The sequence below is a fragment of the Segniliparus rotundus DSM 44985 genome (genome assembly GCF_000092825.1).
In the GTDB taxonomy this organism is placed as follows: Bacteria; Actinomycetota; Actinomycetes; order Mycobacteriales; family Mycobacteriaceae; genus Segniliparus; species Segniliparus rotundus.
Genome location: NC_014168.1, coordinates 1,180,238 through 1,206,137 on the forward strand (window position 1 = coordinate 1,180,238; position 25,900 = coordinate 1,206,137).

The 25,900-nt window shown below is 67.4% G+C and carries 27 protein-coding genes; 17 read left to right on the forward strand and 10 right to left on the reverse strand.

Annotated elements, in window-relative coordinates; translation table 11 throughout:
• Nucleotides 1–9 precede the first annotated feature (9 nt).
• Nucleotides 10–948 (reverse strand): aldo/keto reductase, encoded by a 939-nt coding sequence (locus SROT_RS06065; RefSeq protein WP_013138139.1) that lies wholly within the window; start codon nt 946–948, stop codon nt 10–12.
• Between the two features lie 90 nt (nt 949–1,038).
• Here SROT_RS06065 and SROT_RS06070 point away from each other — a divergent pair, with 90 nt between their 5' ends.
• Genes SROT_RS06070 through SROT_RS06080 form a run of 3 tightly spaced genes read left to right on the forward strand, consistent with a single transcriptional unit; the run spans nt 1,039 to nt 3,189 of the window.
• A complete protein-coding gene (locus SROT_RS06070) occupies nt 1,039–1,794 on the forward strand; it encodes a histidine phosphatase family protein (protein WP_013138140.1) in 756 nt (251 codons plus the stop codon).
• Nucleotides 1,794–2,354: a DUF3090 domain-containing protein gene (locus SROT_RS06075; protein ID WP_013138141.1), complete on the forward strand. Its 561-nt coding sequence runs from the start codon at nt 1,794–1,796 to the stop codon at nt 2,352–2,354. Before SROT_RS06070 ends, SROT_RS06075 begins: the two co-directional genes overlap by 1 nt.
• Before the next feature lie 10 nt (nt 2,355–2,364).
• The gene (locus SROT_RS06080) at nt 2,365–3,189 is read left to right on the forward strand and encodes an SCO1664 family protein (RefSeq protein WP_013138142.1); all 825 of its coding nucleotides are present in this window, start codon (nt 2,365–2,367) and stop codon (nt 3,187–3,189) included.
• 115 nt (nt 3,190–3,304) lie between these two features.
• Here the strand turns inward: SROT_RS06080 and SROT_RS17025 are convergent, their stop codons facing one another.
• The gene (locus SROT_RS17025; RefSeq protein WP_013138143.1) at nt 3,305–3,484 is read right to left on the reverse strand and encodes a hypothetical protein; all 180 of its coding nucleotides are present in this window, start codon (nt 3,482–3,484) and stop codon (nt 3,305–3,307) included.
• 10 nt (nt 3,485–3,494) lie between these two features.
• Between SROT_RS17025 and SROT_RS06090 the strand changes: the two genes are divergently transcribed.
• The 8 genes from SROT_RS06090 to dcd all read left to right on the forward strand — a co-directional run bounded on the left by SROT_RS06090 (nt 3,495) and on the right by dcd (nt 11,295).
• Entirely contained in the window at nt 3,495–5,105 is a 1,611-nt protein-coding gene (locus SROT_RS06090; protein ID WP_245535370.1) for an alpha/beta hydrolase, read from the forward strand.
• A 5-nt stretch (nt 5,106–5,110) separates the two neighbouring features.
• Complete coding sequence (locus tag SROT_RS06095) at nt 5,111–5,767, forward strand: LppA family lipoprotein (protein WP_013138145.1); 657 nt, start codon at nt 5,111–5,113, stop codon at nt 5,765–5,767.
• Complete coding sequence (locus SROT_RS06100; protein ID WP_013138146.1) at nt 5,764–6,087, forward strand: type VII secretion target; 324 nt, start codon at nt 5,764–5,766, stop codon at nt 6,085–6,087. Before SROT_RS06095 ends, SROT_RS06100 begins: the two co-directional genes overlap by 4 nt.
• A 34-nt stretch (nt 6,088–6,121) precedes the next feature.
• Nucleotides 6,122–6,787: an LppA family lipoprotein gene (locus SROT_RS06105; protein WP_245535371.1), complete on the forward strand. Its 666-nt coding sequence runs from the start codon at nt 6,122–6,124 to the stop codon at nt 6,785–6,787.
• A gap of 113 nt (nt 6,788–6,900) precedes the next feature.
• On the forward strand, nt 6,901–8,163 hold the full coding sequence (gene mshC, locus SROT_RS06110; RefSeq protein WP_013138149.1) for a cysteine--1-D-myo-inosityl 2-amino-2-deoxy-alpha-D-glucopyranoside ligase: 1,263 nt from the start codon (nt 6,901–6,903) through the stop codon (nt 8,161–8,163).
• 110 nt (nt 8,164–8,273) lie between these two features.
• Complete coding sequence (locus SROT_RS06115; RefSeq protein ID WP_013138150.1) at nt 8,274–9,140, forward strand: DUF6159 family protein; 867 nt, start codon at nt 8,274–8,276, stop codon at nt 9,138–9,140.
• 34 nt (nt 9,141–9,174) lie between these two features.
• The gene (locus SROT_RS06120) at nt 9,175–10,683 is read left to right on the forward strand and encodes an alpha/beta fold hydrolase (protein ID WP_245535372.1); all 1,509 of its coding nucleotides are present in this window, start codon (nt 9,175–9,177) and stop codon (nt 10,681–10,683) included.
• Nucleotides 10,684–10,692: 9 nt separating this feature from the next.
• Nucleotides 10,693–11,295 carry a dCTP deaminase gene (dcd, locus tag SROT_RS06125; protein WP_013138152.1) on the forward strand — a complete coding sequence of 201 codons (603 nt, stop codon included), beginning with the start codon at nt 10,693–10,695 and terminating at the stop codon, nt 11,293–11,295.
• A 27-nt stretch (nt 11,296–11,322) separates the two neighbouring features.
• Here dcd and SROT_RS06130 read toward each other — a convergent pair whose 3' ends face one another.
• Genes SROT_RS06130 through SROT_RS17275 form a run of 4 tightly spaced genes read right to left on the reverse strand, consistent with a single transcriptional unit; the run spans nt 11,323 to nt 14,014 of the window.
• Nucleotides 11,323–12,795, reverse strand: a complete 1,473-nt coding sequence (locus tag SROT_RS06130) for a glycoside hydrolase family 32 protein (protein WP_013138153.1) — start codon at nt 12,793–12,795, stop codon at nt 11,323–11,325.
• A 26-nt stretch (nt 12,796–12,821) separates the two neighbouring features.
• The gene (locus tag SROT_RS17030; RefSeq protein ID WP_245535373.1) at nt 12,822–13,052 is read right to left on the reverse strand and encodes an MFS transporter; all 231 of its coding nucleotides are present in this window, start codon (nt 13,050–13,052) and stop codon (nt 12,822–12,824) included.
• Nucleotides 12,952–13,416, reverse strand: a complete 465-nt coding sequence (locus SROT_RS17270; RefSeq protein WP_281042354.1) for an MFS transporter — start codon at nt 13,414–13,416, stop codon at nt 12,952–12,954. Before SROT_RS17270 ends, SROT_RS17030 begins: the two co-directional genes overlap by 101 nt.
• Entirely contained in the window at nt 13,373–14,014 is a 642-nt protein-coding gene (locus SROT_RS17275) for an MFS transporter (protein WP_281042239.1), read from the reverse strand. The genes SROT_RS17270 and SROT_RS17275 overlap by 44 nt, the downstream gene beginning before the upstream one ends.
• A gap of 323 nt (nt 14,015–14,337) precedes the next feature.
• On the opposite strand from SROT_RS17275, the gene SROT_RS06140 reads away from it, so the two are divergent.
• Nucleotides 14,338–15,660: a UDP-glucose dehydrogenase family protein gene (locus SROT_RS06140; RefSeq protein WP_041407736.1), complete on the forward strand. Its 1,323-nt coding sequence runs from the start codon at nt 14,338–14,340 to the stop codon at nt 15,658–15,660.
• 69 nt (nt 15,661–15,729) lie between these two features.
• Here the strand turns inward: SROT_RS06140 and SROT_RS06145 are convergent, their stop codons facing one another.
• The 3 genes from SROT_RS06145 to SROT_RS06155 all read right to left on the reverse strand — a co-directional run bounded on the left by SROT_RS06145 (nt 15,730) and on the right by SROT_RS06155 (nt 21,476).
• Nucleotides 15,730–17,094, reverse strand: a complete 1,365-nt coding sequence (locus SROT_RS06145) for a YibE/F family protein (RefSeq protein ID WP_013138155.1) — start codon at nt 17,092–17,094, stop codon at nt 15,730–15,732.
• Between the two features lie 8 nt (nt 17,095–17,102).
• Nucleotides 17,103–18,356, reverse strand: a complete 1,254-nt coding sequence (locus SROT_RS06150; RefSeq protein WP_041406995.1) for a pyridoxal phosphate-dependent aminotransferase — start codon at nt 18,354–18,356, stop codon at nt 17,103–17,105.
• Nucleotides 18,357–18,455: 99 nt separating this feature from the next.
• On the reverse strand, nt 18,456–21,476 hold the full coding sequence (locus SROT_RS06155; RefSeq protein WP_013138157.1) for a (Fe-S)-binding protein: 3,021 nt from the start codon (nt 21,474–21,476) through the stop codon (nt 18,456–18,458).
• Between the two features lie 367 nt (nt 21,477–21,843).
• Here SROT_RS06155 and SROT_RS06160 point away from each other — a divergent pair, with 367 nt between their 5' ends.
• Together SROT_RS06160 and SROT_RS06165 are read left to right on the forward strand one after the other, a co-directional pair.
• Complete coding sequence (locus SROT_RS06160) at nt 21,844–22,356, forward strand: hypothetical protein (protein WP_013138158.1); 513 nt, start codon at nt 21,844–21,846, stop codon at nt 22,354–22,356.
• An 84-nt stretch (nt 22,357–22,440) separates the two neighbouring features.
• Entirely contained in the window at nt 22,441–23,076 is a 636-nt protein-coding gene (locus SROT_RS06165) for an NUDIX hydrolase (protein ID WP_013138159.1), read from the forward strand.
• A 14-nt stretch (nt 23,077–23,090) separates the two neighbouring features.
• Here the strand turns inward: SROT_RS06165 and thiE are convergent, their stop codons facing one another.
• A complete protein-coding gene (gene thiE, locus SROT_RS06170; protein ID WP_013138160.1) occupies nt 23,091–23,750 on the reverse strand; it encodes a thiamine phosphate synthase in 660 nt (219 codons plus the stop codon).
• Between the two features lie 46 nt (nt 23,751–23,796).
• Here thiE and thiO point away from each other — a divergent pair, with 46 nt between their 5' ends.
• Genes thiO through thiG form a run of 3 tightly spaced genes read left to right on the forward strand, consistent with a single transcriptional unit; the run spans nt 23,797 to nt 25,891 of the window.
• Nucleotides 23,797–24,921 (forward strand): glycine oxidase ThiO, encoded by a 1,125-nt coding sequence (gene thiO, locus SROT_RS06175; RefSeq protein ID WP_013138161.1) that lies wholly within the window; start codon nt 23,797–23,799, stop codon nt 24,919–24,921.
• Between the two features lie 9 nt (nt 24,922–24,930).
• Nucleotides 24,931–25,137, forward strand: a complete 207-nt coding sequence (gene thiS, locus SROT_RS06180) for a sulfur carrier protein ThiS (RefSeq protein WP_013138162.1) — start codon at nt 24,931–24,933, stop codon at nt 25,135–25,137.
• Entirely contained in the window at nt 25,130–25,891 is a 762-nt protein-coding gene (thiG, locus tag SROT_RS06185; protein WP_013138163.1) for a thiazole synthase, read from the forward strand. Before thiS ends, thiG begins: the two co-directional genes overlap by 8 nt.
• Nucleotides 25,892–25,900 lie beyond the last annotated feature (9 nt).

Below are 25,900 nucleotides of genomic sequence, written 5' to 3' on the forward strand. Positions count from 1 at the left end.
GCTCCTCGCTCATGCGTGGGCTCCGCTCACGTCGTCCAACGCCACGGCGATGGATTTGGGCAAGGTCAGCTCTTCGGCGGCGAGCGCCCCGGTGAGCTGGGCGACGTCCCGTGCGCCGATCAGCACGCTGGACACGCCGAGCCGGTCGCGCACCCACGCGAGCGCGACCGCGAGCGGTGATGTGGCGAGCCCGTCCGCAGCCGTCAGGACGCTGTCGACGATCCGGTTCGCCGTCTCCGTGCGGAATCGCTCCACGGACACGGCGGCTGTCGGGTCCGCGGCCCTGGAGTCCTTGGGCATGCCTTTGCGGTACTTGCCCGTGAGGACGCCTTCTGCGAGCGGCGTGGCCGCAATGGCTCCCACGCCGTGGTGTTTCGCGCAGGGCAGCAATTGGCTTTCTGCCTCCCGGGCGAGCAAAGAGTATTCCACGCCCGACGACACGATGGGGAATTCGGCGCAGCGGGCGGCCAGCGTGGCGAGCTGCCAGCCGGTGAAGCCTCGCACGCCGATGTAGCGCACAGAGCCTCGGCGCACGGCGTGGGCCAGTGTCTGCGCGACTTCCTCGACCGGGGTGTGGGGGTCCCACGCGTCCACCTGCCACAGGTCCAGGTGGTCGACGCCCAGCACCCGCAACGTGTCGTCCAGCTGGGCGAGCAGCGCGCGCCGCGAGCAGTCGACCCTCGGGTGGATCATCGGATGGATGCCCGACCCGCTGGCGAGCACCAAGGACTCGCGGTTGACGTGGTTTTTCAAGAGCCCGGCGAGGATGTCCTGGGACACCCCGTCCGCGTACGCGGGGGAGTTGTCCACGAATGTCCCGCCCGCGTCCAGAAACGCCGTGACCAGACCGGCGGCCTCGTCCGCGTTCGTGCGCAAACCCCAGTTCAGAGTGCCCAGGCCGAGGCGGGAAACACGCAGCCCGCTCGAACCGAGGGTGCGGTACTTCATGGGGCGGTCTCCAAAGGCTGGCGGGGCATCGTGTCCATCTTGCCATGCCGTAGGCGACTCGCTCGGGTCTTCGCCAGCTAGGCTCGGGGTATGACAGTTCTGCTCGTGCGCCACGCGCGGTCCACGTCCAACGTCGCGAGGACATTGGCGGGCCGAAGCCCTGGCGTCGGTCTCGACCCCCACGGGCGGGAGCAGGCGCACGACCTCGTCGACCGCCTCGCGGCGCTGCCGATCCGCCGGATCGTGCGTTCCCCGTTGCAGCGTTGCGCGGAGACGATCACGCCCCTCGCCGCCGCGTTGGGCCTTGCGCAGCAGGTGGACGAACGGCTCAGCGAGGTCGACTATGGCAGCTGGACTGGCCGCAAGCTCGATGAGTTGGGCGGGGAGCCGTTGTGGAAGGTGGTGCAGCGACACCCGTCGGCTGCTGTCTTCCCCGGCGGCGAGGGCCTCGCGCAGGTGCAGGCCCGAGCGCTCGCGGCGATCCGCGATCATGACCGAGCCGTGGCGCAGGAGCACGGACCCGGCGCATTGTGGTTGGCCTGTTCGCACGGCGACGTCATCAAATCGGTGCTTGCCGACGCTGTCGGCTCGCACCTCGACCAATTCCAACGCCTCATGGTCGAGCCCGCCTCGGTGAGCGTGGTGGCCTACACGCCGCATCTGCCGGTGGTGTCCTGCATGAACCACACCGATGGGGCGTTGCCGCCCGCCAAATGCAACATCATGCCCGCCGCCGTCGCTGTCGCCACGTCCGCCGAGCACGAGCAGCCGGAATATGATGGGATGGTCGGCGGTGCCCCCGGCGTTGCGGCCGGGGGGCCTGCGGAGAAGGCTATGGAGGTGTGATGGCAAGGGCGATCCATGTGTTCCGGGGACCAGACCGTTTCATCACCGGCACAGTCGGCGAACCGGGCGACCGCGCCTTCTTCATCCAAGTGGTCGATTCGGTCCAGGTCGTCACCGTCGCGCTGGAGAAACAGCAGGTGCAGGTCTTGGCCGACCGGGTTGAGAGCCTGCTCGACGAGGTCGCGCGCCGTTTCGGCGCCCCGGTGCCGCCGCCGGTCGACGAGGTCGCCGATCTGCACCCGATGGTCACGCCGATCGAGACGGAGTTCCGCGTCGGCGTGATGGGCCTCGGATGGGACGCGCAGTCGGCGACAGTCGTGGTGGAGCTCATGGCGGTCACAGAGGGGGAGCTGGACGAATCGGTGATCCTTGAGGACTCCGAAGAGGGGCCGGACGCTGTGCGCGTTTTCCTTTCCCCCCAGGCGGCCCGTGAGTTCGTCGCCCGCTCCAGCCTCGTCATCTCGGCCGGGCGGCGCACCTGCCCGCTGTGCACGGAGCCCTTGGACCCGCAGGGCCACATCTGTCCGCGCACCAACGGCTACCACCGTCGAGCGGGTTAGGTTTTCGCCGATGCCCCGCTTCTCGGCAGAGACGGAGCTTTTGTTGCGCCGCGCCGAGCTGACAATCCTGGGAAGGGTGCGTTCGGCCTCGAACGCCGTGCTGCTCTGCGAACTCCAAGACCAACCCGCCGACGAAGGCCGACCCGGCGGCTCGGACGGGCTGCTGTGCGTGTACAAGCCTGTGCGGGGCGAGCAGCCGCTGTGGGATTTCCCCCACGGCTCGCTGGCCGGCCGGGAGTTCGCGAGTTATCTCATCAGCGAAGCCCTCGGCTGGTCGCTCATCCCGCCGACGACGTTGCGCGAGGGGCCGTACGGATGGGGGATGGCCCAACAGTGGGTGCGCGGCGCAGAGGGGGCCGAGGACGCGCTTGTCGCGTTCTTCGCGCGGGAACAGGTCCCGCCGCAATGGCGGGCGGTTGTCTCCGGCCGCGACTCGGACGGCGCGGCGGTGGTGCTCGCCCACGCCGACCACCCGAGGCTGCGGCAGCTCGCCGTGCTCGACGTGCTCGTCAACAACGCGGACCGCAAGGGCGGGCATGTGCTCTTGGGCGAAGACGGGGCGGTGTGGGGGATCGACCACGGCGTCTCGTTGCATGAGGACCCGAAGCTGCGCACGGTGCTGTGGGGTTGGTCGGGCGAGCCGGTCCCCGCCGAGCAGCTCGCCGACGTCGCCCGGCTCGCGACCGAGTTGGCCGGTCCGCTCGGCGAGGCGTTGGCCGAGCATCTGACCGCCGCCGAGATCGCCGCCCTTGGCGAACGGGCTGCGCGGTTGCTCGCCGACCAGGTCATGCCGAGCCCGCTGGGCGAGCGCGTGCTGCCTTGGCCGTTGTTGTAGCGGGCGGGGTTTCTCCTTGTCGGGGCGGTGCGCCCCGACGGCGCATTGCGGCGATGGGCGCCGTCCCGTACCATCCATGCTCGACACGGCGTTCTGCCAGACACAGAGGGAGCAGTCAGGTGCATCTTGCGGATGTGCGGCGCGTGGACGTCGCCGCGCTCGGGGATTTGGCGACGAGTCTCGCGTCCCGCGCGTCGTCGTTCGAGGAGGCGCGGGCGTAGTTCTCGAAGATCACGCAGTTCCCCGGCTGGTCGGGAACGGCGAAGGACGCGGCGGCGGGGAGTTTCCAGAACATCGACACGAGCTTGTTGGACGATGTGGCGCGGGTGTCGGCGGTGCATCAGGCGGTGTTGGAGTTGTCCGAGGACTTCGCGCAGTTGCAGGCGCGCGTGCGCGTGTTGGAGCAGGAGGCGGCTTCGATCGGGGCGGTGTTGGACGCCGACGGCAAGGTCAGTTTCTCCGAGGGGGCGCACCCGGATGCGCAGCAGCAGCACCGCGCCGTGGTCATAGGCAGCGAGGCGTACGAGTTGATGGTGGACGCGGATCGGCTCGATGAGAAGGCGGGCGACGTCCTCAGGAAAGCCGAGGACGGGCAGATCGGCGCGGGCGGGGCTGCGAACGAGACCGAGGCGGCGCTCGACGGCGCGGCGCAGGGCACGCTGGGGGTGCCGGAGCCGCCGAAGGGCCAGGACGGCAAGCCCGTATCGCCGACTTACAACACGGCCTGGTGGAACGATTTGACCGAACAGCAGCGCGAGTGGGTGAAGAGCTCGCATCCGGAGTGGATGGAGAATCTGGACGGGGTGCCCGCGAAGGACCGCGACGAGGTGAACCGCAAGAGGCTGCCGGGGGAGATCGCCCGGTTGCAGGCCGAGGTGGATCGTTTGCAGAAAAAGCTGGACAGCGAGTTCGGGCACGGCAAATTCAGCAACACAGACTCGGACCTGTGGTACGCGCAGCGCCGGTTGGAGGGCGCGAAAGCGGTCGAGCGGGCGCTGCGTGACAATAAGGGGACCAAGCTGATGGTGTTCGACCCGGACTACGGCGAGCGGGGCCGTGCGGCCATCGCGACAGGGGAGCCGGACACCGCCGACCACATCTCGGTCACCACCCCCGGCGTGAACTCCTCACCAGGCCAAAGCATCGTAGACATGACCAAAGAAGCGGAAGCTTTGAAAAGAGAGACCGAAACTGTTTTGAACAGCAATGGACATGGGAACGAGACGGTGTCCACCATCGCGTGGATCGGGTACGAGCCGCCGCAGGCGCAGCTCGACCCCCATCACCTCGACAAGACGGGCGATGTTGGGCCTGGCGGGCTGGGGGACGAGCCGGGGGGCTTGTCCGACGTGTCGAGCGATGCGAAGGCGAAGGCCGGGGCGTCGAGCCTGTCCTCGTTCTACGAGGGCCTGAACGCCGCATGGCATCCGGAGTCCGGGGACGCGCAGACGAGCCCGCACATCACCGCGCTCGGGCACTCCTACGGCTCGCTCACCACCAGCCTCGCCTTGCAGCAGACCATGCCGGGGGTGGTGGACAACGCCGTGTTCTACGGTTCGCCCGGTTTGGAGCTGCCCTCTGTGGACCGGTTGCCGGTGGCGGCGGGGCACGCGTTCGCGATGCAGGCCGACAACGACCCGATCCACTACGTCCCCGACGTATTCAAATACGGCGCCTACGGCCCCAACCCCACAGACACCCCCGGCATCACGCGCCTCTCCACCCACGCGGGGGACACCACAGGCGACGCGGCTCCCGGCGCGACCGTGCACCATGAGGGCGCGTCCGGGCACTCGGAGTACGGCCGCAACGGCGACAATGGGCAGTTGCGGATGCCCGGATACAATATGGCGGTGGTGGTCGCCGGGATGACCGGGCAAGACGGACGCCCCGACCTCACCAGGAAGGGGGAGTGATCCCTATGGCGGACCCGGTGCAGGGGAAGGGCTGGCTCAGGCGAAATGCCCCGTGGCTCTTTGCGGGTTTGGCTGTCGCGCTCATCGCCCTTCTGGCCGTGTGCGGGGTGGGGGTGTACCGATTTCTGGAAGGGTTGAAAGGTATGGACGACGCGCCGCGGCACATGACCCCGCAACAAGTAACAGCGTTCGAGGAGCGGTACCGGGACAAAGGCAGCGTCGAACAGGCCGCGAAAGACCTGGAGGCCGTCATCGCCAAGACCGCCGACAAGATCGCCGCCCTCGTCCCCGGCCTCACCTGGAAATGGAAAGACGACACCGCGAACGTCGGCTGTCCGCAAGACCCGGCCAGCGACACGCGGGTGACGAGGTTTTGGGTACGTACCGCTTTACTCTCCGGTCCCATTCCCGAGGACGTGTGGCCCCAAGCGGTCGCCATCGTGCAGAGCGAGGCGCAGTTCTTGGGCATGACGGCGCAGTTCAAGTACCAGGACGCTGCCAAGCAGCACGACCTGGTGTTCTCCTCCGCAGACGGCGGGGAGATCAGAATTGCGACAGCGGTTCAGGCCCTCATCACGGGCAAGACCCCGTGCCGGTTGATGGAGTACTGGTACACCGACCGGGGCATCCCTGTCCCGAGCACGGGCGAGGAGCCGCGATGACCGCCGATGAGGCCCCCGCGGGAGCGAAGGTCACCGTGAGCGTGGAGGAGCTGCGCGACGGGGCGGACCAGCTCCACGACCTCGCAGGAGAGACGGCGAGCAAACTCGCCTCAAGCGATCAGATGTTGGACACCTCGTCGCAAGCGTGGAAAGGCTTGAAATCGGCCGCCGCGTACGCCGCGTACGCGGAGCATGAGACCGCGCGGGGCACAGCCGCCGTGGCGTCTCTCGCTGATGCGGCGGGCAACGTCGCCCATGCCGCCGAGCACTACGAGCGCACGGACGGCGCGAGCGCCGACGCCATCGACCGTATTGTGTGAGCCGCGAATGCCCCGATCTCGCGAAGAGGGGAGAATGACCCCTATGGCGGACCCGGTGCAGGGGAAGGGCTGGCTCAGGCGAAATGCCCCGTGGCTCTTTGCGGGTTCGGCTGTCGCGCTCATCGCCCTTCTGGCCGTGTGCGGGGTGGGGGTGTACCGATTTCTGGAAGGGTTGAAAGGCATGGACGACGCTCCGAAACACATGGCCAAAGACCAGATCGCAGCTTTTGAGGCCTCCTACCAGGATAAAGGCACGGCAGAGCAGGCCGCGAAAGACCTCGAATCCGTGATCGCGAAGACCGCCGACAAGATCGCCGCCCTCGTCCCCGGCCTCACCTGGAAATGGCATCGAGACGGAGGCCCCGGCGGCTGTCCGAAAGATCCAGCAGGTGACACATGGGTGATGAGGATGTACACGCGACACGCTCTGTTCTCCGGTCCCATTCCGGAGGACGTGTGGCCCCAAGCGGTGGCTGTCGTGCGGAGCGAGGCGCAGTTTTTGGGGATGACGGCGCAGTTCAAGTACCAGGACGCTGCCAAGCAGCACGACCTGGTGTTCTCCTCCGCAGACGGCGGGGAGATCAACATCGGTACAGCGGTCCAAGCTTCCATCACGGGCACGACCCCGTGCCGGTTGCGTGAGCAGTGGTACACCGACTACGGCATCCCCGTCCCGAGAGAGAGTGAGGAGCCGCGATGACCGCCGACGAGGCCCCCGCAGGAGCGGAGGCCCGCCGTGAGCACGAGCGCTCCCGTTTTCTCGCCGGAGGCCGCCTGGATTTCCGAGGCTCCGTGAGCGGCTAGAGTAGTGCGGTGCGTTCTTGGCTTGCCCCGTCGGTTCCGAAGCTCGCGGGCGCAGGACCCCGGTTGCGCCTATGGGACTCCGCCGACCGAATCATCCGCCCGGTCACACCGGGCCGCACGGCGACGATGTACGTCTGCGGCATCACCCCGTACGACGCGACGCATCTCGGCCACGCGGCGACCTACCTCGCCTTCGACCTCGTGCACCGCCTCTGGCTGGACGCGGGCCACCAAGTCGCCTACGCGCAGAACATCACCGACGTGGACGACCCCCTCCTCGAACGCGCCGACCGCGACCACCGGGACTGGCAGGAGCTCGCGGCGGAGCAGATCGAACTCTTCCGAACCGACATGTCCGCGCTGCGCGTGCTGCCGCCGCACGAGTACGTCGGCGTGACCGAGTCGGTCGGCTTGGTGGTCGCGATGGTGGAGAAGCTGCTCGCCAACCAGTCGGCGTACGTCGTGGCCGAGGGCGAATACCCGGACGTCTACCACCGGATCGCCGCCACGGAGGACTTCGGCTACGTCTCCGGTTACGGGCGGGAGGAAATGGCCCAGGTGTTCCGCGAGCGCGGCGGCGACCCGGACCGCCCCGGCAAAGCAGACCCGCTCGACGCGCTCCTGTGGCGCGCGGCAAGGCCGGGGGAGCCGAGCTGGCCGTCGCCTTTCGGCCCAGGCAGGCCTGGATGGCATGTGGAGTGCTCCGCTATCGCGTTGGACCGCATCGGGTTCGGTTTCGACGTGCAGGGCGGGGGCTCCGACCTGGTCTTCCCGCATCACGAGTTCTCCGCCGCCCACGCCCAGGCGCAGCACGGCGCAGGCGCGGCGGACGAACACAGAAGGTTCGCGCGCAATTACGTCCACGCGGGCATGATCGGCCTCGACGGGGAGAAAATGTCCAAGAGCCTCGGGAACCTGGTCTTCGTCTCCGCGCTGCGCGAGCGCGGCGTGGACCCCTCGGCGATCCGGCTCGCCCTCTTCGCGGGCCACTATCGCGCCGACCGCTCCTGGGACCAAGGGCTGCTGCGCGAGGCGCAGGAGCGGCTTGCGCGCTGGCGCCATGCCGCCTCCCTCGCGTCGGGCCCTGCCGCGCACGACGTGGTGGCTAGGATGCGCGAGCACCTGGCGAACGACCTCGACACGCCGAAAGCGCTCGCGGCGCTCGACAGCTGGTCGCTGGAGGCGGCCGCCCACGGCGGCGGCGACCAGGAGGCCCCCGCGCTCGTCGCGCGGGCGGCGGACGCTCTCCTCGGCGTGCAGCTCACACCGTGACCAGCATTGGCGAAAAACGCCGGGGCGAAGGCGCTGCGCGTTGCGAGTGCTAGGCTCGCAGTGGCGTCCGGCCCGCAGGAGGCAGGAGCGAGAGGCGCGGAGGACATCGCATGGCTGCATTCGGATTGGCGAAACAATCCTGGGGAGTGCTTCGCGAACACCCGAAACTCGCCTGGTTCCCGATCATCGCGATCCTCGGCGCCGTTGTCGCGTTGGTGTTCGACGCGGTCCTTTTCATCGTGGTGCTCCTCGGCGACGCGGCCATCACCAGCCAGTTCGGCCACAGCAGGGGCGCGAGCGGGGCGGGCGCGGCGGCAGTTGTCCTGGTCATCTTGATCGCGACCTACCTGGCCGCGGTGGTCTCCAGCCTCTGCCGCGCCGCATTGATCTTTGAGACCAACACTGTGCTTGTCAACCCGAACGCCCAGGTCAGTGTTGCCAATGGCTTCGGCGGGGCGTTCCGGCGGCTGCCCGCCCTGCTCGGCTGGTCCGCGATCCAAGCCGTGGTCGGCTCTGTCGTCTCTTTCGTGAAGGACGAGTCGAGCTTGCTGGGGGGCCTGGTCGATCTGGCCTGGAACGTGGTGAGCTTCCTCGCGTTGCCGTTCCTGGTGCTGGACGGCCGAGGCCCGGTCGAATCGTTGAAGCTTTCCTCGGCGACGCTCAAAGACCGGTGGGGCGACAACCTGAAGCTCAATCTCGGGCTTTCCAGCGCGCTGGTGGTCGCGGTGATCGTCATCGGCCTCCCCGCAGGGGGGGTGATGTGGCTGGGGGAGAAGGCGGGCTGGCCGATCCTGGTCTCGATAGCGGCGATTGTCGGCTTGATCTGCTTCGCGGTTGTCGCTCTGGTGATCTCGACGCTCACGAGCATCCTGCGAACCGCGTTCTACCGCTCTGTGATGGACAACCAGATCCCCGCCGCGTTCGCCCAAGACCAAGACCAGCAGGCCCAGTTCCAGCAGCTTGTCTCCTTCCGATAGGGGTTCGATGTTTCTCCGCTCGTCTGTTTTCCGCGTGTTCGCAGCCGCCGTGGCCACGGCGTCCTTGGCGGGCTGTCCGAGGCAATCGGCCCCGCCAGCCCCGCCGCCTGCGCCGCCGACTCAGCAAGTGGCCGCGTTGCGCTGGGATCTGTGCAGGTACGACCACAGCAGGCCCCGCCCAGAGATCACACCGGGAGACGCGCAGTGCGCCGTGCTCAAAGCCCCCGCCGATCCGTCCCAGAAGAACGGGCCCGCCACGGTCGACATCGCCGTCATCCGCCGCACCGCGACCGATCAGCAGAACAAAATCGGCACGCTCGTGTACTTCCCGCCCGCGATGGACGCTTCGGGGGTGGACCAGATCGTGAACGACCCGACGCTCGCCGGGTTGGAGAAAAGTTTCGACCTCGTGAGCTTCAACCCGCGAGGCGTCGCGGGATCGTTCTCGGTTTCCGCGAGCTCGCAGAAAGCCCAGGCGTTCTGCGACAAATCCGTCCTCGCCGAAGCCGAGCCGTTCTTGCGCGCGCCCGTCGTCGAACCCGAACAGCTCGAAGTTGCCAGGTCCAAGAGCGTGTCGGTGTACAACTCGTGCGTGCAAATCTCGAAAGTCGACCATTTCGACGCGGTCACCGCCGCCCAGGACGTCGAACTGCTCCGCCAGTCGCTCGGCGTCGACCAAATCAGCCTCTACGCCCACGGCTACGGCACGCTCGCGGCGCAGGCGTATGCGCGCTTGAACCCGGGCCACGTCCGCGCGAGCGTCCTCGACGCCCCGATCCCCCCGAAACTCACCGCGACGGATTTCGCCAGCCAGCTCGCGGGCTCCCTCGAAGGTGCGTACACGCGTTTCGCGGCTTGGTGCGCGGCCGATCAGAGTTGCGCGCTCGGCAAGCAGGACCCTTGGGAAGTCTATGACTCGCTGGTCGCCAAAGCTGGCTCCGACGCGGGCCTGGTGAATCCCGCTTTCCCGGACTCGCGGCTCGACCAGCCGTACTTGAACTGGCAGATCGACCAGATCCTCGCCAAGGCCGACGACGCGAAGCTGGCGGACTACCTCAAAGCGCTCACCGCGAACCAGCCGTTCCCTGAAGCCCCGAGGGACGAGGCGCCCGCGGATGCCCCGGTCCAATACCCGGTCGTCGAGTTCCGGCTGTGCCAGGACCTCGATCTGAAACTCGCGCCCGCAGACGTGGAGAACACGGCGCGCTCGGCGGCCGCCGCCGCTCCGCACTTTCGCTCCTCTCCGTACGCGAACCGGCTCCTGGCCTTGTGCCTGGGCTTCCCGAGCCCCGCGCAGTCCGCTCCCACCGGCCCGGCGGGCTCGCCGGTGCTGGTCATCGGCGGCGCGGACGACGTCCGCTCGCCCGCCGTGTGGTCGCAGGCCGTCGCCGCCCAACTGGGCGAGAAGGCGACTTCGGTCAGTGTCGACGACGGCACCGACCAGGTCCGGCTCATCTCCGGCGGGCCCGCCGAGCAGGCTTTGGCGAACTTCTTGATCGCGCTGAAGGCTCCCCCGAAAGACACTGTCTACCCGCCCAACTAGGCTAGTGCGATGCTGCTTTCCGACCGTGACATATTCGCAGAGATCCAAGCCAGCAGGTTGTCGGTCGAACCCTTCGACTCGAAGCTGGTCCAGCCCTCCAGCATCGACGTCCGGCTCGACGGGATGTTCCAGGTCTTCAACAACACCCGCTACACCCACATCGACCCCGCGCAGCGCCAAGACGAGCTCACCAGCCTGGTCGAACCAGCACAAGGGGAGCCGTTCGTGCTGCACCCCGGCGAATTCGTGCTCGGATCGACTCTGGAAGTGGTGCGTTTGCCGGACGACCTCGCGGGCAGGCTCGAAGGGAAATCCTCATTGGGTCGGCTGGGACTGCTCACCCATTCGACGGCAGGGTTCGTTGACCCTGGTTTCTCAGGGCATTTGACGCTGGAGCTCTCGAATGTGGCGAATCTGCCGATCACGCTGTGGCCGGGGATGCTCATCGGGCAACTGTGCCTGCTCCGCCTGACCAGCCCCGCGAGCAACCCGTACGGCAGCTCGGCCGTCGCGTCGAAGTACCAGGGCCAACGCGGGCCGACGCCCTCGAAGTCGTACCTGAACTTCCAAGATCGAAATCCTCGAGCCGCTGAACTGGGCGGAAGCCACTGAAGGGCTGATCTGGCGCGCAGTGCCCTCTCACCAGATCGGGCGAAGCCGGTGCGCGATCGTCCGGGTGAATCGGGCTGTTCCTGATTCGGAGAAGAGCACAGCCGACCGAACGCCTTTCCCGAGGAAGGCCAGGGAGCTCACGCACTCGGACCCGTCGCCCACGAAAACCTCCACGCTGGAGCGGTCCACGATCACCCGCAGCTCCAGGAGTTCGCCGCTGCATGGCGCCGCCCGGTATCCGCGCTCGCCGCACCCGGCTCGGCTGCGGTCGATCAACACGCGTTTCGCCAGGTCGTCGTATGCGACGAGGATCTCGTGCCCGGTGTCGGTGCGCAGCGCAACGCCCACCCGCTCCGCGTCTGAGTCGGGCAGTGACACCGTCAGCTCGATGTCCGCGGCGTCGAGGCGGGGGAGCAGGAGGAGCTCCTTGTCGCGTCCGATCGTCACGTCGCCGAGGTCGACGGTGGCTTTGCGCAGCTGGGCGAACTCGCTGACCGGCAGGGCTCTGAGCCGAAGGTCGTCCGCGAGGGTCAGCTCCCGCGGCACGGTGAGCTGACCGCACCACGAATCCCGTTGGGACGGGACTGGATGGTCGAAGTCGCCCATCCAGCCGAACGTGATCCGACGGCCGTCCGGGGCCTCGAAGCTTTGCGGCGCGTAGTAGTTGCCGCCCCAGTCGGCCAGGCGGAAGTCGGTGAGCTGGAGGAAACGCTCGCCCGGAGCCCACTCGCCCACCACGTAGCCCGCGTTGTGACCGTTGCGCAGGCCGTAGCCTTGTGGTTTCGGCCCCATCGGGCAGTACGCGATGACCCACTTGTCGCCGAGCGGGAACATGTCGGGGCATTCGAGCATGTACGCGTCGGGGTCAGGATCACGGAACACGACGCTGTCGAAGTCCCAGGCCACGCCGTCCGCAGAGGTGTAGAGCCACACCTCGCCGCGGTTGTCCGTCGAGCACACGCCGAGCACCATGAACCAGGTGTCGCCCTCGCGCCAGACCTTCGGATCGCGGAAATCAGCCAGCTGGGGCGGACCCGACACGACCACGCCCCCTTTTGTGAAGGTGATCGCGTCCTTGGACCGCGCGACGCACTGGACCTGCTGGCTCCCCGCGTCCCCGTTGACGCCGTTGAGCCAGCGGTTGCCCGTGTAGTAGACCACCAGCTCGTCGCCGTCCACGACAGCCGAGCCGGAGTACACGCCGTCGCGGTCTTCCTTCAGGCTGGGCGCGAGGGCGATCGGCTCGTGCCGCCACGTCACGAGATCCGCGCTGGACGCGTGGCCCCAGTGCATCAGGCCCCACTTCGCGCTGTACGGATGGTGCTGGAAGTACACGTGGTACCGGCCGTCGAAGTAGCTGAGGCCGTTCGGATCATTGATCCAGCCAGCCTTCGCCGCGATATGCACCTGGGGGTACCACCGATTGCGCCGGCGAGACGCCAATGCTGCGACTCCCGCCTCGGCACGAGCGAGCGCGGTCTTCATCGCGATTTTTTTCATATCAAGTCCTTTCCTGTCATTTCTCGTTATGCCACCACCTGCCCATCCCGGTAAAATAGATCGCCGTCCGCCTCTTCGTCGTCCTTTTTCAGGATCAGGTAGCCGACGATGCTGGCCGCCGCCACGATCGCTGCGATCACGGAGAAGGTGGCATGGTCATCGAGACGATCGCGCAGGGCGCCCAGCGGGAGTGATATAACTATCACTCCTAGTTGGGATGTGACTTGGAACCGTACCAGGTAAAGCGTCGCTGACAAGGCAGAATTGAAGTGAATTGTGAAGTATCGGAATGCACCCCAGTATGCACAGCGGCGCCTCGAGAGCGTGGAACATCTTCACCACCGATAGAGCGACAACGTCACTGAAGACCGCAGTGCCGAGGATCCGCGCGCTCATCATGACGAACCCGAGCAGCAGGACGTTGCGGACGCCGATCTTGCGCATGAGCAGCGGGACCACGCCCATCATCACGGCCTCCAGAAACACCTGGGCCGAGTTCAGCGCGCCGTATATTTGCTCCCCGCGCTTGACGTTGTCGAAGAGGTGCGTGTAGAAGTCGGGAAACATCTGCTGCTCGTCAATGGTGTAGAAGGTCCATGTGAAGAAGACGACGCCGATCACCTTCCACAGGCGTCCCATCTTCAGCAGTGCGATCATCTCGCCGACGGACGGCAGCGACGGCCTTCTCGTCCTTCCAGAAGATCTGGACCAATAAGCACGCGCCGCCGAACACCGAGACCGCCATGAAGTTCAGGTGCGGGGCGATCGAGAACAGGAATCCGGCGGCCAGCGCCGCGATCGCGTAGCCGAACGAGCCCCACATCCGGGCTTGGCCGTGCTCGAAGCCGAACTGGCGACTGACGCGCTCGCTGACTGCCTCGAAGAGGCCTGCCGCCGCGAGGAAGCCGAAGGAGAGGTAGACGGCCCCCACGATCACGCCGATCATGAACTGGCTCTTGAGCAGCGGCTCGTCGACGAGAATGAAGAACGGCCCCACAGCCGCCGTCGCGATGGAGGCCAGGATCACCAGGCGCCAGCGAAGTCCCAGTCTGTCCTGCACCGCGGTATACAAGAACATCACGACGACCGCTGCGATCGAATCCATCGAATAGACGGCGCCTTGTTCGGCGGCGGTCAGGCCCAGCCCGCCCTCCTCGGACGATGTGAGCAACCACGGCGAGAAGAAGGACCACCAGACGCCCCACGAGGCGAAGAACAACAGGGAAGAACAACAGGAAAGAAACGGACGAATGCAAATACGCTTTGTTCTTCACAGCCTGGGCGAATGACACGGTCGGGAAATCCACGCTCTCACTCTGATGCGGCCGCCTGGTTTGTGGCGCATGTCCCGCAAGGCAGATGACATCTACCGCGCAGCTGTCTGACCGGCAAGCTCCCCACGAGTCGCGACGCGTCGCGGGGGCGCTGGCAGCACCGGGAGCCAGGCTCTCTTCGCTCGCGCGGCGATCCGTCGTCTCGCGTTCCGACACGCGTCCGCTCGGCTTCACCTGCCGCTCATCTCGCCACGCTGCAATGACAGCTGTGCGATGCGCTGTGTTCGGCACTGGTTATTTGGGAGCGACCCACGCGGCCTGTATGGCGGCTTTGGGCCACGAGGTCCTCGGCGTGGACGTCGACCCTGCAAAGATCGCCAAACTCTCGGCGGGGGAGACCCCGTTTTACGAGCCGGGGCTCGAGGAGGTTCTGCGGGAGAACCTCGCCAACGGGCGTTTGCGTTTCACCACCTCGTACCAAGAGGCCGCCGCGTTCGCGGACGTCCACTTCCTCGGAGTCGGCACGCCCCAGAAGAAGGGCGAATACGGAGCCGACCTCGCCCATGTGCACGCTGTCGTCGACGCCCTCGCCCCGCTGCTGCGGCGGGAGGCGTTGATCCTCGGCAAGTCCACCGTCCCCGTCGGGACATCGGCGAAGTTGCAGGCCCGCGCCCGCGCGCTCGCCACCGTCGACGTCCATGTGGGATGGAACCCCGAATTCCTCCGTGAAGGCCACGCCGTGTCGGACACCATGCACCCCGACCGGATCGTTTTGGGCGTCGACCGGGAGGCCCCGGAACTCGTGGAGCGGTTGACTCGTGAAATGTACGCGGCTCCGCTCGCCGAAGGCTCCCCGATCATCACCACCGACTGGGCCACGGCCGAACTGGTCAAAGTGTCGGCGAACGCGTTCCTCGCGACGAAAATCTCCTTCATCAACGCTGTTGGGGAAGTGTGCGCGGCCGCAGGCGCGGACGTCACCACCCTCGCTGACGCGATCGGGCACGACAGGCGGATCGGCAGGCAGTTCCTCAACGCCGGTCTCGGCTTCGGCGGCGGTTGCCTGCCCAAGGACATCCGCGCGTTCATGGCGGCAGCCGGCGAGCTCGGCGCAGACCGGACCCTCACCTTCCTGCGCGAGGTCGACAGCATCAACATGCGCCAGCGTTCCAAGATGGTGGACCTGGTCACCGAGGCCTGCGGCGGCTCTGTGCTCGGCGCGAACCTGGCGGTGCTCGGGGCGGCGTTCAAACCGCAGTCCGACGACGTGCGGGACTCTCCCGCCCTCAACGTGGCGGGCATGTTGCAGCTGCGCGGCGCGAACGTGACGGTGTACGACCCGAAGGCCCTGGAGAACTCCAAGCGGGTTTTCCCGACCCTTGGCTACGCCACATCCGCGGTGGACGCCTGCGAGAAGGCTGACGCGGTGCTGGTGCTCACCGAGTGGCCGGAGTTCGTCGAATTGGACCCCGCTCGGGTCGCAGGTTGTGTTCGCGAGCGCCGGGTCGTGGACGGCAGGCGCTGCCTCGACGCGGCGAAGTGGCGCTCCCAAGGGTGGAGCTACACGGCCCTGGGCGGCATTCGGTCCTGACCCCGAGGGCTCTGCTGTTCTGGTCGTCGCCCGCGGCCTGAGTTTCGGATGGTCTTCGCGCGGGCTTGGTCAGCCCTGCGCCGCGTCAGGCCGTGCTTGGGGTCCCGTGCCCGCAGATCGCCCAGGGGAGCCGTCGTGGGGGAGCAGCGCGACCGCGACCGCCGTGGTGAGCGGGACGCTCAGCGCGAGGCCGATGCCGCCGACCACGGACCTTGCGAATTCTGTGGCGACCGCGTCGCTGGTCAGCAGGTCTGCGAGCGGCCTGCCGGACACCGAGAGCAGCAGGAACAACGGCAGCGCCCCGCCAGCGTACGCGAACAGCAACGTGTACACGGTGCTGGCGATGTGGTCGCGCCCGACGCGCATGGCGGATCGGAAAACCTGTGCGCGCGCGAGGTTGGCTTCGGCGAGTTCGAAAACGGCGGAGGCCTGGGTGATGGTGACATCGTTGAGCACGCCGAGAGAGCCGATGATGAAACCGGCCAATAAGACGCCAGGCATCGCCACGTTGCCGAGGTACACCTGGAGGTCGTTGTTGGCCTCCTCTGAAAGCCCGCTGACATGCGCGGAGTCGATGATGAGCCAGCCCGCGAGCGCGGTGCAGCCGAGCGCGACGAACGTGCCGGTCAGGGCTGAGGCAGTGCGCCAGTTCAGGCCGTGCGCGAGAGGGAGCACCAGCGCGAGGATCGCGATGGCGGAGACGGTGGCGACGAGCGTCGCCGAGGCTCCGTTCAAGAGAGAGGGCAGCGTGTAGAGGGTCAGCACGGCGAAAGCCACGGCCAGTCCGATGAGCGCGCGCAAACCGCGCCAACCCGCGACCGCGACAACGACCACAGCGAAGAGGGCCGCCCACAGCATCATGGGGGAGCGTCGCTGGAAGTCGTCGAAATTGTACGATCTTCCTTCCGGCCCGTTGTGCGCGATCACCCGGATCTGTTCGCCCGCTTCGAGCCGGGGCTGGCCGGGGCCTGGTCGCACGACGCCGTCATCGGCGCTGCTGGAATCTTTGGCCAGTCCTTGGGTCACCCGGTTGGTCGGGATCTCCAAGAGCACATAGCGGTTCGCGTCGGGGCCGGAAGTCACAACGATGGTCGCGTCGAAGCACATCCCGTCCGGTTGCGGGCTCACCTGCGGCGGGTCGCGCAGCACCTCGCTGACCAATGGGTTGGCGCAGTTGGTGAGGACCACGCCGCGCACGGAGGCCGACTCGGTCCGCAGGGCGTGCCCGTGCTCATCGCGGTACTGGAGCGGGATGTCGTGGCGCCGCTGCTGCGGCCAGGTCAGGGCTATGGTCGAGATGACGGCGATAGCCGCGACGGCGAGCGCGGCGAGCACTGCGGCTGTGGCGCGGGAGCGGGGAAGGGCAACAGGGCCGCTCGAGTGCCCGTGCCCGTGGTGGCTGTGCGCAGCAGGCCCAGTCGCGTGGTGTGTCATGGGGGCGGTTACTGCCGGTAGCTCGCGAGGAAGTTCCCGAACCGTTCTATGGCGTTGCGCAGGTCTCGTTGCGGGGCCAAGGTGACGATCCGCAGGTGGTCGTGGTGGGGCCAGTTGAACCCGGTGCCTTGCACGAGCAGGATTTTTTCCTGCAGCAAGAGGTCGAGCGCGAGCTGCTCGTCGTTGTGGATCGCGTGCACTTCCGGGTCAAGGCGCGGGAAGACGTACATCGCGCCCTTCGGGTTGACGCACGAGACTCCGGGGATTTTCTCCAGCTCTTCCACCACGGCGTCGCGCTGCTCGCGCAGTCTGCCACCGGGTTTGGTGAGCTCACGAATGCTTTGGTAGCCGCCGACAGCGACCTGGATGCCGTATTGCGCCGGGGCGTTCGGGCACAGCCGGGTCGCCGCAAGGGTTTCCAATCCTTCGATGAAGCCTTTCGCGTGGTCTTTCGGGCCGGTGAGCACCATCCATCCAGAGCGGAACCCGGGGGCGCGGTAGGTCTTGGACAGGCCGTTGTAGGTGATGCAGAAAAGATCGTGCGCGCGGGAGGCGATGGAGGTGTGCGCCGCGTCGTCGAAGAGGATCTGGTCGTAGATCTCGTCGGCGAGGATGAGCAAGGAATGTTTCCTCGCCAGACGCACGATGCCGTCGAGCACCTCGCGGGAGTACACCGCCCCGGTGGGGTTGTTCGGGTTGATGACGACGATCGCTTTCGTGTTCGGCGTGATCTTTGCCTCGATGTCGTCCAGGTCGGGGTTCCAGTCCTGGGTCTCGTCGCAGAGATAATGCACCGCCGTTCCGCCCGCGAGCGCGGTCGCCGCAGTCCACAGCGGGTAGTCGGGAGTGGGGATGAGCACCTCGTCGCCATTGTCCAGCAGCGCTTGCAGCGTCATGGTGATGAGCTCGGAGACGCCGTTGCCGAGGAAGACGTCGTCCACGTCCAAATACGGGAAATCGGAGACCAGCTCGTAACGGGTCACGATGGCCCGCCTGGCCGAGAGGATGCCTTTGGCCTCGGTGTAGCCCTGGGCGTGCGAGAGCGCGGCGATCACGTCGCGAAGGATCACATCTGGGGTTTGCAGGTCGAAAACGGGCGGGTTGCCGATGTTGAGGCGCAAAATCCGGTGGCCTTCGGCCTCCATCCGTGCCGCCGCAGCGTTGACCGGCCCACGAATCTCATATGCGACGTTCTGCAGTTTTTGGGATTGGCCGAGAACGCGCAAGCCTGGATTGACGGGGGTGTGCCACGGACTGCTCATCTGTCCAGTCTGCCAGATCGGGGCAAACCGTTTTCGCACGGCAACCATATGGAATCAGGGCGCCGCGTTTTGCCTCGGCGCAACGGGCTGCCCGAAGATCTAGCGCTTGCCTGGCCGTTTCACACCCGGCGCGATGCCAAGCCCGACCGCCGGCTTGGCCGTGCCGTTGCCGCCGGACGCTGGCTTCTCGCCGTTGCCCCCGGATGCGGGCTGCGGTTCTGGTTCGGCTTCCGGCTCGCTTGTGGGCTCTGGCTCGGCCTGCGCTTGTGGCTCGGTTCCCGGCTGCTCCTGTTCGGGGGCCTCCGGTTGCCGGGCCTCTTCGGCGGCGGGTTCGGTCGAGGTCGGCTCCTCGTTCTGGGCAGTCTTGTCCTGCGCGTGCGGCTCAGGCTCCGTGGCCGTGTCCTCCGGTGTCGCCTGCTTTTTGGCTCCGGGCCGTTTGGCGGGTCCGGCGATGCCGAGCCCGACGGTCGGTTTGGCCGCTGCCGTAGTGGCCGGTTTCGGCGCCTCTGCGGCGGACGTGGAGGGCGTTGGGGCGGCGTCCTCCGTTTCGTCCTTCTGAACTGTGTCCTTCCGGCTTGCGTCGGCTGGCTCTGCATCCACGGTCCCGCCAGGATCGGTGGAAGCTGCTTTTCTGGCTCCGGGCCGTTTGGCGGGTCCGGCGATGCCGAGGCCGACGGCGGGCTTCGCCGCAGTCGCGGATGGTTGTGTCGCCTCTGCCGGGGACTCTTCCGATTTCTCGTTTGCGGGCGGGGTGTTTGCCGCAGGCTTTTTGGCTCCGGGCCGTTTGGCGGGTCCGGCGATGCCGAGGCCGACGGCGGGCTTCGCCGCTTGCGCCGCGTCAGGCTTGGGGCTGTCGGCCGCTGGGGCCTCGTGCTGCTCAGGCTTGTCCGCCGGAGCTGGTTTCTCCGCTGGCGCGGGCTTTTGCGCAGGAGCGGCAGAGGTCTCGGCGGCGGCTTGCTTCTCACGGATGACGAGCGGCCCGCCTCGCCGCACGGACTCCAAGAGGAGCTGCGCCACATCGACGACTTGGACGTTCTCGCCCAAGCCGTCCTGTTGCTTCGCGGTCACGCCGTCGGTGAGCATCACCCGGCAGAACGGGCAGCCGCTCGCGATGGTCTGCGCGTTTGTGGCAAGGGCCTCGTCGACGCGGTCGATATTGATGCGCTTGCCGAGTTTTTCTTCCATCCACATCCGCGCGCCACCCGCGCCGCAGCACATGGAGCGCTGCGCGTGTCGGGGCATTTCGGCCAGTTTCGCGCCGGAGGCTTCGATGAGCTCTCGCGGAGCCTCGTACACCCTGTTGTGCCTGCCCAGGTAGCAAGGGTCGTGGTAGGTGAGCGAGTTGTTGCCCTCGACCGGGGCGACCGTGATGAGCTTTTTCTCTCGGACGAGCTTGTTGAGCAGCTGGGTGTGGTGCACCACTTCGTACGCGCCGCCGAGCTCGGGGTATTCGTTCTTGAGCGCGTTGAAGCAGTGGGCGCAGGTGACGACGATCTTGCGTTTGCTCGGCTCGACGCCTTCGAAAACCGCGTCGATGGTCGCGATGTTCTGCTGTGCGAGGGCCTGGAAGAGCATCTCGTTGCCGGAGCGTCGCGCGGAGTCGCCGGTGCAGGTCTCCTCCGAACCGAGCACGAGGTACTCGACTTCGGCGGAGTACAGCAGCTCGGCGACAGCTTTGGTGGTTTTCTTGGCCCGGTCCTCGTACGCGCCGGCGCAGCCCACCCAGAACAGGTACTCGTAGCCTTCGAACGAATCCGCGTCCTGGCCGAAAACGGGCACCGGGAAGTCGACCTCGCTGATCCAGCCGGTGCGCGCCGAGGCGTTCTGCCCCCAAGGGTTGCCCTTGTTCTCAAGGTTCTTGAACAGGTTGGACAGCTCGTGCGGGAACTCGGTCTCGATGAGCACCTGGTGACGGCGCAGGTCGATGATGTGGTCGACGTGCTCGATGTCCACCGGGCACTGCTCGACGCAGGCGCCGCACGTCGTGCAGCTCCACAGCACTTCGGGGTCGATCACGCCGCCGAGCAGATCGCCCTCGCCCACGGGGCCGACGAGCGGGCGTTCGGCTTCGGCCACCGCGGCCGCCGGAGCCTTGTCGCCGTTCAACAGGTACGGGGCTTTCGCGTAGGCGTGGTCGCGCAGCGATGTGATGAGGAGCTTGGGCGAGAGCGGTTTGCCGGTGTTCCACGCCGGGCACTGGGACTGGCAGCGCCCGCATTCGGTGCAGGTCGTGAAGTCGAGAAGGTTCTTCCAGGAGAAGTCCTCGATCTTCCCGGCCCCGAACGCGTCCTCGTCCGGGTCCGCCTCTTCGAGGTTGAGCACCTTGCCGCCCGAGGTCATCGGCTTCGCGGCGCCGAGCGCGACTTTGTCGCCGACCTCGCGCTTGAAGTAAATGTTGAAGAAGGCGGAGAACCGGTGCCAGGCGACGCCGAAGGTGATGTTCTTGCCGACCACGATGAGCCAGATCATGGCGCCGAGCAGCTTTATCAGCGCGAACACGGAGACGAGCTGCGGATTGTCGGGCAGCGTCTGCGCGATGAGCGTGGTGACGGGGGAGGTCCACAGCGGCGGGTCTTCGATGCCCGAGGCGATCTTCCCGGACTTGACCGAGATCATGCCGATGCCTTCGAGAAGGACCATGGCTTCGACGAAGTACGCGGCGAAGAAGTTCGATCCGGCGAAGCGCGAGAGCCGCTCGGCCCGACGCGGATGGTTGAGCTGGCGGATCACGATGAGCGGGACGATGCCGACGACGGTGCCGACGCCGAGGATTTCGTCCAGCATGATGTACAGGCGGGTGTCGCCGATGAAGGGCCAGTGGAACTCTGGGTCGAAGATCTGGCCGTACGCCTCCAAGACCATGGTGAAGCCGATGAGGAAGCCCACCATGACCAGCCAGTGCGCCCAGCCCACGGAGCGGAACTGCACCATGCGGGTGTGCGCGGCGAATTCGACGAACAGCTGTTTGAGGCGGGGGACGAACGGCCCGTTGCGGGTGTGGTCCGGCTGGCCGAGCCGAATGACCCGGATGATCCGCCACACCCCGTATCCGAAGGTTCCCCAGCCTGCGACGCTGAACAGGAGCCCGATAATCCCTATCACGATGGTGGTGGTGTTCACGGCGGGGCTGTCTCCTTACGTTGCAGCGGCCGGGTGGTGGCTGCTTGGCCTACGTACATGTTACTCGCCAGTAAGTTACCCGTCGGTAACTTACTCAGATCTTCTTGACGCAAGCTTAATTCCCCTGCGCTAAGGCACTTTCGCTCAGGGCAGCCTAACTTTTCGGGCGGTTGGCCGCGATCTGTTCACATGCGTCACATGGGCCCCATGCGCCCCAAAAACGCGTATTTGTCGCTACGACACGCCAAAACCCAATAATCACAAAGAACTCACAAAGTAACAACAGACCCTTCTTAAACGGAACGGCTACTCTCGTCTGGGTCCGCGAGAGTTGCAATCCCCGCAACTGTGAGGAGAGACAAACAGGATGTTGCAAACAATCACGAAGGCGCTTGCTGTGAGCGTGTTCGCCGGAGGCCTCGGCCTCATGGCCGAGGGCTCGTTCGCCGCCACCGCGGCGGCCGACCCGGACGACGCCGCCCAGGAGGCTCCTCTGCAGGACGACGACGACGGCGAGGCTCCTGACTGGCAGGAGGCCCCGGACGGGCCTCCTTCGCAGATCGGCATGCTCGACGGCAACGACCAGCAAAACTACGAGGACTACTTGAACGGCGTCTCCGCCGGGCCGGTGAACGTGCCGCAATCCCGAGGCGGCGGCTACGCCCCGGCCCGCGGCGGCGGGGCTGCCCGGCGCCTGCCTCTGCCGTTCGTCGCCCCGAAGGGCAGCAGCTGCGGCCAAATGCTCGCCACCAGCGTCGGGGGCACAATGGACAACGTGGTCGGCATGAGCACGGGCCCCTTCCTCGGATTCATCGGGCACAACGTGCTCGGACCGGCCGCCGGAAACCTGGTCGGCGGCGCGCTCGTGCACCTCTGCTGAACCGAGCGCCAGGGCGCTCTCTGCGTCGGCCCTTCCGCGCCGCGCCTGCCGTGTGGGAAGATAGGCGCAGGAAAGGACGGCAGAGTGCGCGGCGATGGGAACGGCTGGGTCGAAGACCATGACGGGAGCAAACGCTGGGGCCGGTACGGCGCGGCCGGGCTGTTGCTCCGGGCGCCCGGAGCGCACGGCGAAGCGATGGTGCTCTTGCAGCACCGGGCTTTGTGGAGCCATCAGGGCGGCACCTGGTCCCTCCCCGGCGGAGCGCGCGACAGCCATGAGAGCGCGGTCGAGACCGCGTTGCGCGAAGCCTTCGAGGAGACCGGGGTCGACCCGGCGGCGTTGAAAGTCCGAGCCGAGCGCGAGACCGCGCGGATCCAAACGGGCTGGGCGTACACCACCATCATCGCCGACGCCCCGAGGACATTGCCGCTTGTCGCGAACGAGGAGAGCGAGGAATTGCGCTGGGTGCCCGAGGAGCAGGTCGATCTGCTGCCGTTGCACCCGGGCATGGCGCTCGGATGGCCGAGCGTGCGAACCCGACCGGTCACCCTTGCGATCGCCCGCTCGGACGAGGAGCTCGCCCAGCTTTTCGAAGTCCTCGTCCGGGGCCGCCGCCAACGCACAGTCGAGCTTCCCGGCGGCGGTTTCGGCTGGTTGGGGACGCGAGGCGAGGCGCTCGACGTGCCGAGGGAAACCGCGCTCGCCTGGTTGCGCGGCTGATGGCGGCCTGAAGGTCAGGCCAGCGCGGCGCGCAACGCTTGTGCCGCTGCCCTCGGGTCCTCTGCCTCGGTGACGGCGCGGACCACAACTGCCCGGCTCGCGCCAGCGGACCTGACCTGTGGCACGCGTTCGAGGTCGATGCCGCCGATGGCGAACCACGGCTTCTCGGCGCCGAGCGCCGCGACCTGCGCCACCAGCTCCAACCCGACCGCTTCGCGGCCCGGTTTCGTCGGCGTCGACCAGCACGGGCCGACACAGAAGTAGTCCACATCAGGATCATGGATCGCGGCCTGCGCCTGCGGCAGCGAATGCGTGGAGCGCCCGATCAGAACGCGCGGCCCGACGATCTGCCGCGCGATCGCCACCGGCAAGTCGCGCTGGCCGAGATGCAGCATGTCCGCCCCGCAGGCGAGGGCGATGTCCGCCCGGTCGTTCACCGCGAGCAGCGCCCGGTGGGCAATGGTCGACGCCTGGAGCTTCGCGAGCAGGGCCAACTCGTCCTGGGCCTCAAGCGGATTGTGGCCGGACTTCTCGCGCAGCTGCAACGCGTCGAGCCCGCCCGAGAGGGCGGCTTCGGCGAACTCGACGAGGTCGCCTGTGCCCCTGCGCGCGTCCACGCACACATACAGTCTCGCCCGCGCGAGGCGTTCGAGCCGTGCGTCGCGACTGTCCACCCCACGACCCTAACGGCACGGTTGCAGCACAGGTAGTCTCGGGGTTATGACCCGCTCTCTCGACATCCTCGGAGCTGGGGTGATCGGTTTGTCGATCGCCTGGCGGGCGGCCCAGCGGGGGCGGTCGGTGCGGGTGTGGGACCGGTCGGTCGGCGCGCCGTCGCAGCCGGGGGCTTCTGCCTCGTGGGTCGCGGGCGGGATGCTCGCACCGTTCTCCGAGGCGTGGCCAGGGCACGAGCCGTTGCTGCGGCTCGGGGCGGACAGCCTCGCTCGTTGGCCCGCGTTCGCGGCGGAGCTCGGGGCGAACTCTCCGGACGGAACCGTCCTCGCGGCCCAAGGGACGCTGGTGGTCGGCGCGACCGCCGCCGACCTCGCCGCGCTCGCGCCAGGGTTGGAGTCCGCGCGCGGCGCGGGTCTCGACAGTCGCCGAAGCGCGCGCGCTGAGCTGCGTGAGATCGAGCCTGGCCTTGCGGCCGATGTGCGCGGCGGGTGGATTTTGCCGCAGGAGCCTGCCGCGGACAACCGGGCGCTGCTCGCCGCGCTCGCCGCGGCCGCGCGCGGGGCTGGAGTCGAGTTCGTCGCGCAGAGCCCGGCGCAATTGCCTGATTCCGGCGCGGACGACCTCGTGGTGGCAGTCGGCGCGGCGGCCCCGGCGTTGCTGCCGGGGCTCCCGGTGCGCCCGGTGAAAGGGGAGATTTTGCGGCTCGCCGCCTCCTCCCGGACGGCCCCGCCGCCGAAGCGCACGATCCGCGCGCTCGTGCGGGGCAGGCATGTGTACCTCGTGCCGCGTCGGGACGGGGTGGTGGTCGGCGCGACCGAGCTGGAAGGGGACGCGCGCGCAGGCGTCTCGGCGCAGGCGATCGTCGAACTGCTTTCGGACGCTCTCGCGATCCTGCCTGGCCTCGCGGACTACGAGCTGGTGGAGGCTTGCGCTGGTTTTCGCCCGGTCACCCCCGACCGGTGCCCGCTCCTCGGCTGGACCAGCCGTCCCGCGACCGGGCCTCGCTCGGCCGGTCGTTGCCTCGTCGCCACCGGCCACGGCAGGGACGGCATGCTCCTCGCCCCCCTCACCGCGGACCTCGCCGTCGCGTTGTTGGACAACGAACAGGTCAGCGAACAGGACCAGGAGGCGCTGCGAGCGATGGACCCGGCGAGATTCCCCTATGGGTAATCTAGACCCATGGGCGAAATTCTCATCACTGCGAACGGGGAGGAGCACGTCTTTCCCGAAGGGGCGGTGATCGCCGACCTGCTGGAAAAGCTCGGGCTGTCCCCGAAGGGCGTCGCCATCGCGGTGAACGGCGCTGTCGTCCCACGAGGCGAATGGGACCAGCGGCTGCGCCCCGGAGCGATTGTGGAAATCCTGACGGCGGTCCCCGGTGGCTGATGACCAGCTCGTCATCGGCGGGCGATCCTTCGGCTCCCGGCTTATCATGGGCGCGGGCGGGGCTCCCTCGCTCGGCGTGCTTGAAGCAGCGCTGCGGGCTTCGGGCACCGAACTCACCACGGTGTCGATCCGTCGCGCCGGGGCCGTGCCGGGCTCGGGGGTGCTCGATGTGCTCGAACGCCTCAAGATCTCGGCGTTGCCGAACACAGCGGGCTGCAAGGACGCGGCTTCGGCGGTGCTCACCGCCAAGCTCGCCCGAGAGGCGCTCGGCGAGAGCTGGGTGAAGCTCGAAGTCGTCGCTGACGACCGGACGCTTTTGCCGGACCCTGTCGAGCTGCTCTGCGCCGCGGAGTCGCTTGTGGACGACGGTTTCACCGTTTTGGCGTACACGAACGACGACCCGGTCCTGGCCGCACGGCTCGAAGACGTCGGTTGCGCGGCGGTCATGCCGCTCGGAGCCCCCATCGGCACCGGGCTCGGCATACTCAACCCCCATAACATCGAGATGATTGTTTCTCGGGCGCAGGTCCCGGTCGTTCTCGACGCCGGGGTCGGCTCGGCCAGCGACGCCGCGCGCGCGATGGAGCTCGGTTGCTCGGGGGTGTTGCTCGCAACTGCGGTGAACCGGGCGAAAGACCCGGTGCGCATGGCGGAGGCGATGGCGGCGGCGGTGCGGGCAGGCAGGCTGTGCCATCTCGCGGGCAGAATTCCCAAGCGGTTCTGGGCCCAAGCGTCGTCGCCGGATCTGGACTGATGCTCTAGG

Bases quoted from the DNA above. Each gene is read 5' to 3' on its own strand.
- SROT_RS06070 (WP_013138140.1), top strand. From the start codon at position 1,039: ATGACAGTTCTGCTCGTGCGCCACGCGCGGTCCACGTCCAACGTCGCG.
- dcd (WP_013138152.1), top strand. From the start codon at position 10,693: ATGCTGCTTTCCGACCGTGACATATTCGCAGAGATCCAAGCCAGCAGG.
- SROT_RS06065 (WP_013138139.1), bottom strand. From the start codon at position 948: ATGAAGTACCGCACCCTCGGTTCGAGCGGGCTGCGTGTTTCCCGCCTC.
- SROT_RS06130 (WP_013138153.1), bottom strand. From the start codon at position 12,795: ATGAAAAAAATCGCGATGAAGACCGCGCTCGCTCGTGCCGAGGCGGGA.
- thiO (WP_013138161.1), top strand. From the start codon at position 23,797: ATGACCCGCTCTCTCGACATCCTCGGAGCTGGGGTGATCGGTTTGTCG.
- SROT_RS06095 (WP_013138145.1), top strand. From the start codon at position 5,111: ATGGCGGACCCGGTGCAGGGGAAGGGCTGGCTCAGGCGAAATGCCCCG.
- SROT_RS06150 (WP_041406995.1), bottom strand. From the start codon at position 18,356: ATGAGCAGTCCGTGGCACACCCCCGTCAATCCAGGCTTGCGCGTTCTC.
- thiS (WP_013138162.1), top strand. From the start codon at position 24,931: ATGGGCGAAATTCTCATCACTGCGAACGGGGAGGAGCACGTCTTTCCC.
- SROT_RS06075 (WP_013138141.1), top strand. From the start codon at position 1,794: ATGGCAAGGGCGATCCATGTGTTCCGGGGACCAGACCGTTTCATCACC.
- SROT_RS17025 (WP_013138143.1), bottom strand. From the start codon at position 3,484: ATGTTCTGGAAACTCCCCGCCGCCGCGTCCTTCGCCGTTCCCGACCAG.
- SROT_RS06080 (WP_013138142.1), top strand. From the start codon at position 2,365: ATGCCCCGCTTCTCGGCAGAGACGGAGCTTTTGTTGCGCCGCGCCGAG.
- SROT_RS06115 (WP_013138150.1), top strand. From the start codon at position 8,274: ATGGCTGCATTCGGATTGGCGAAACAATCCTGGGGAGTGCTTCGCGAA.
- SROT_RS06100 (WP_013138146.1), top strand. From the start codon at position 5,764: ATGACCGCCGATGAGGCCCCCGCGGGAGCGAAGGTCACCGTGAGCGTG.
- SROT_RS06105 (WP_245535371.1), top strand. From the start codon at position 6,122: ATGACCCCTATGGCGGACCCGGTGCAGGGGAAGGGCTGGCTCAGGCGA.
- SROT_RS06160 (WP_013138158.1), top strand. From the start codon at position 21,844: ATGTTGCAAACAATCACGAAGGCGCTTGCTGTGAGCGTGTTCGCCGGA.
- SROT_RS06145 (WP_013138155.1), bottom strand. From the start codon at position 17,094: ATGACACACCACGCGACTGGGCCTGCTGCGCACAGCCACCACGGGCAC.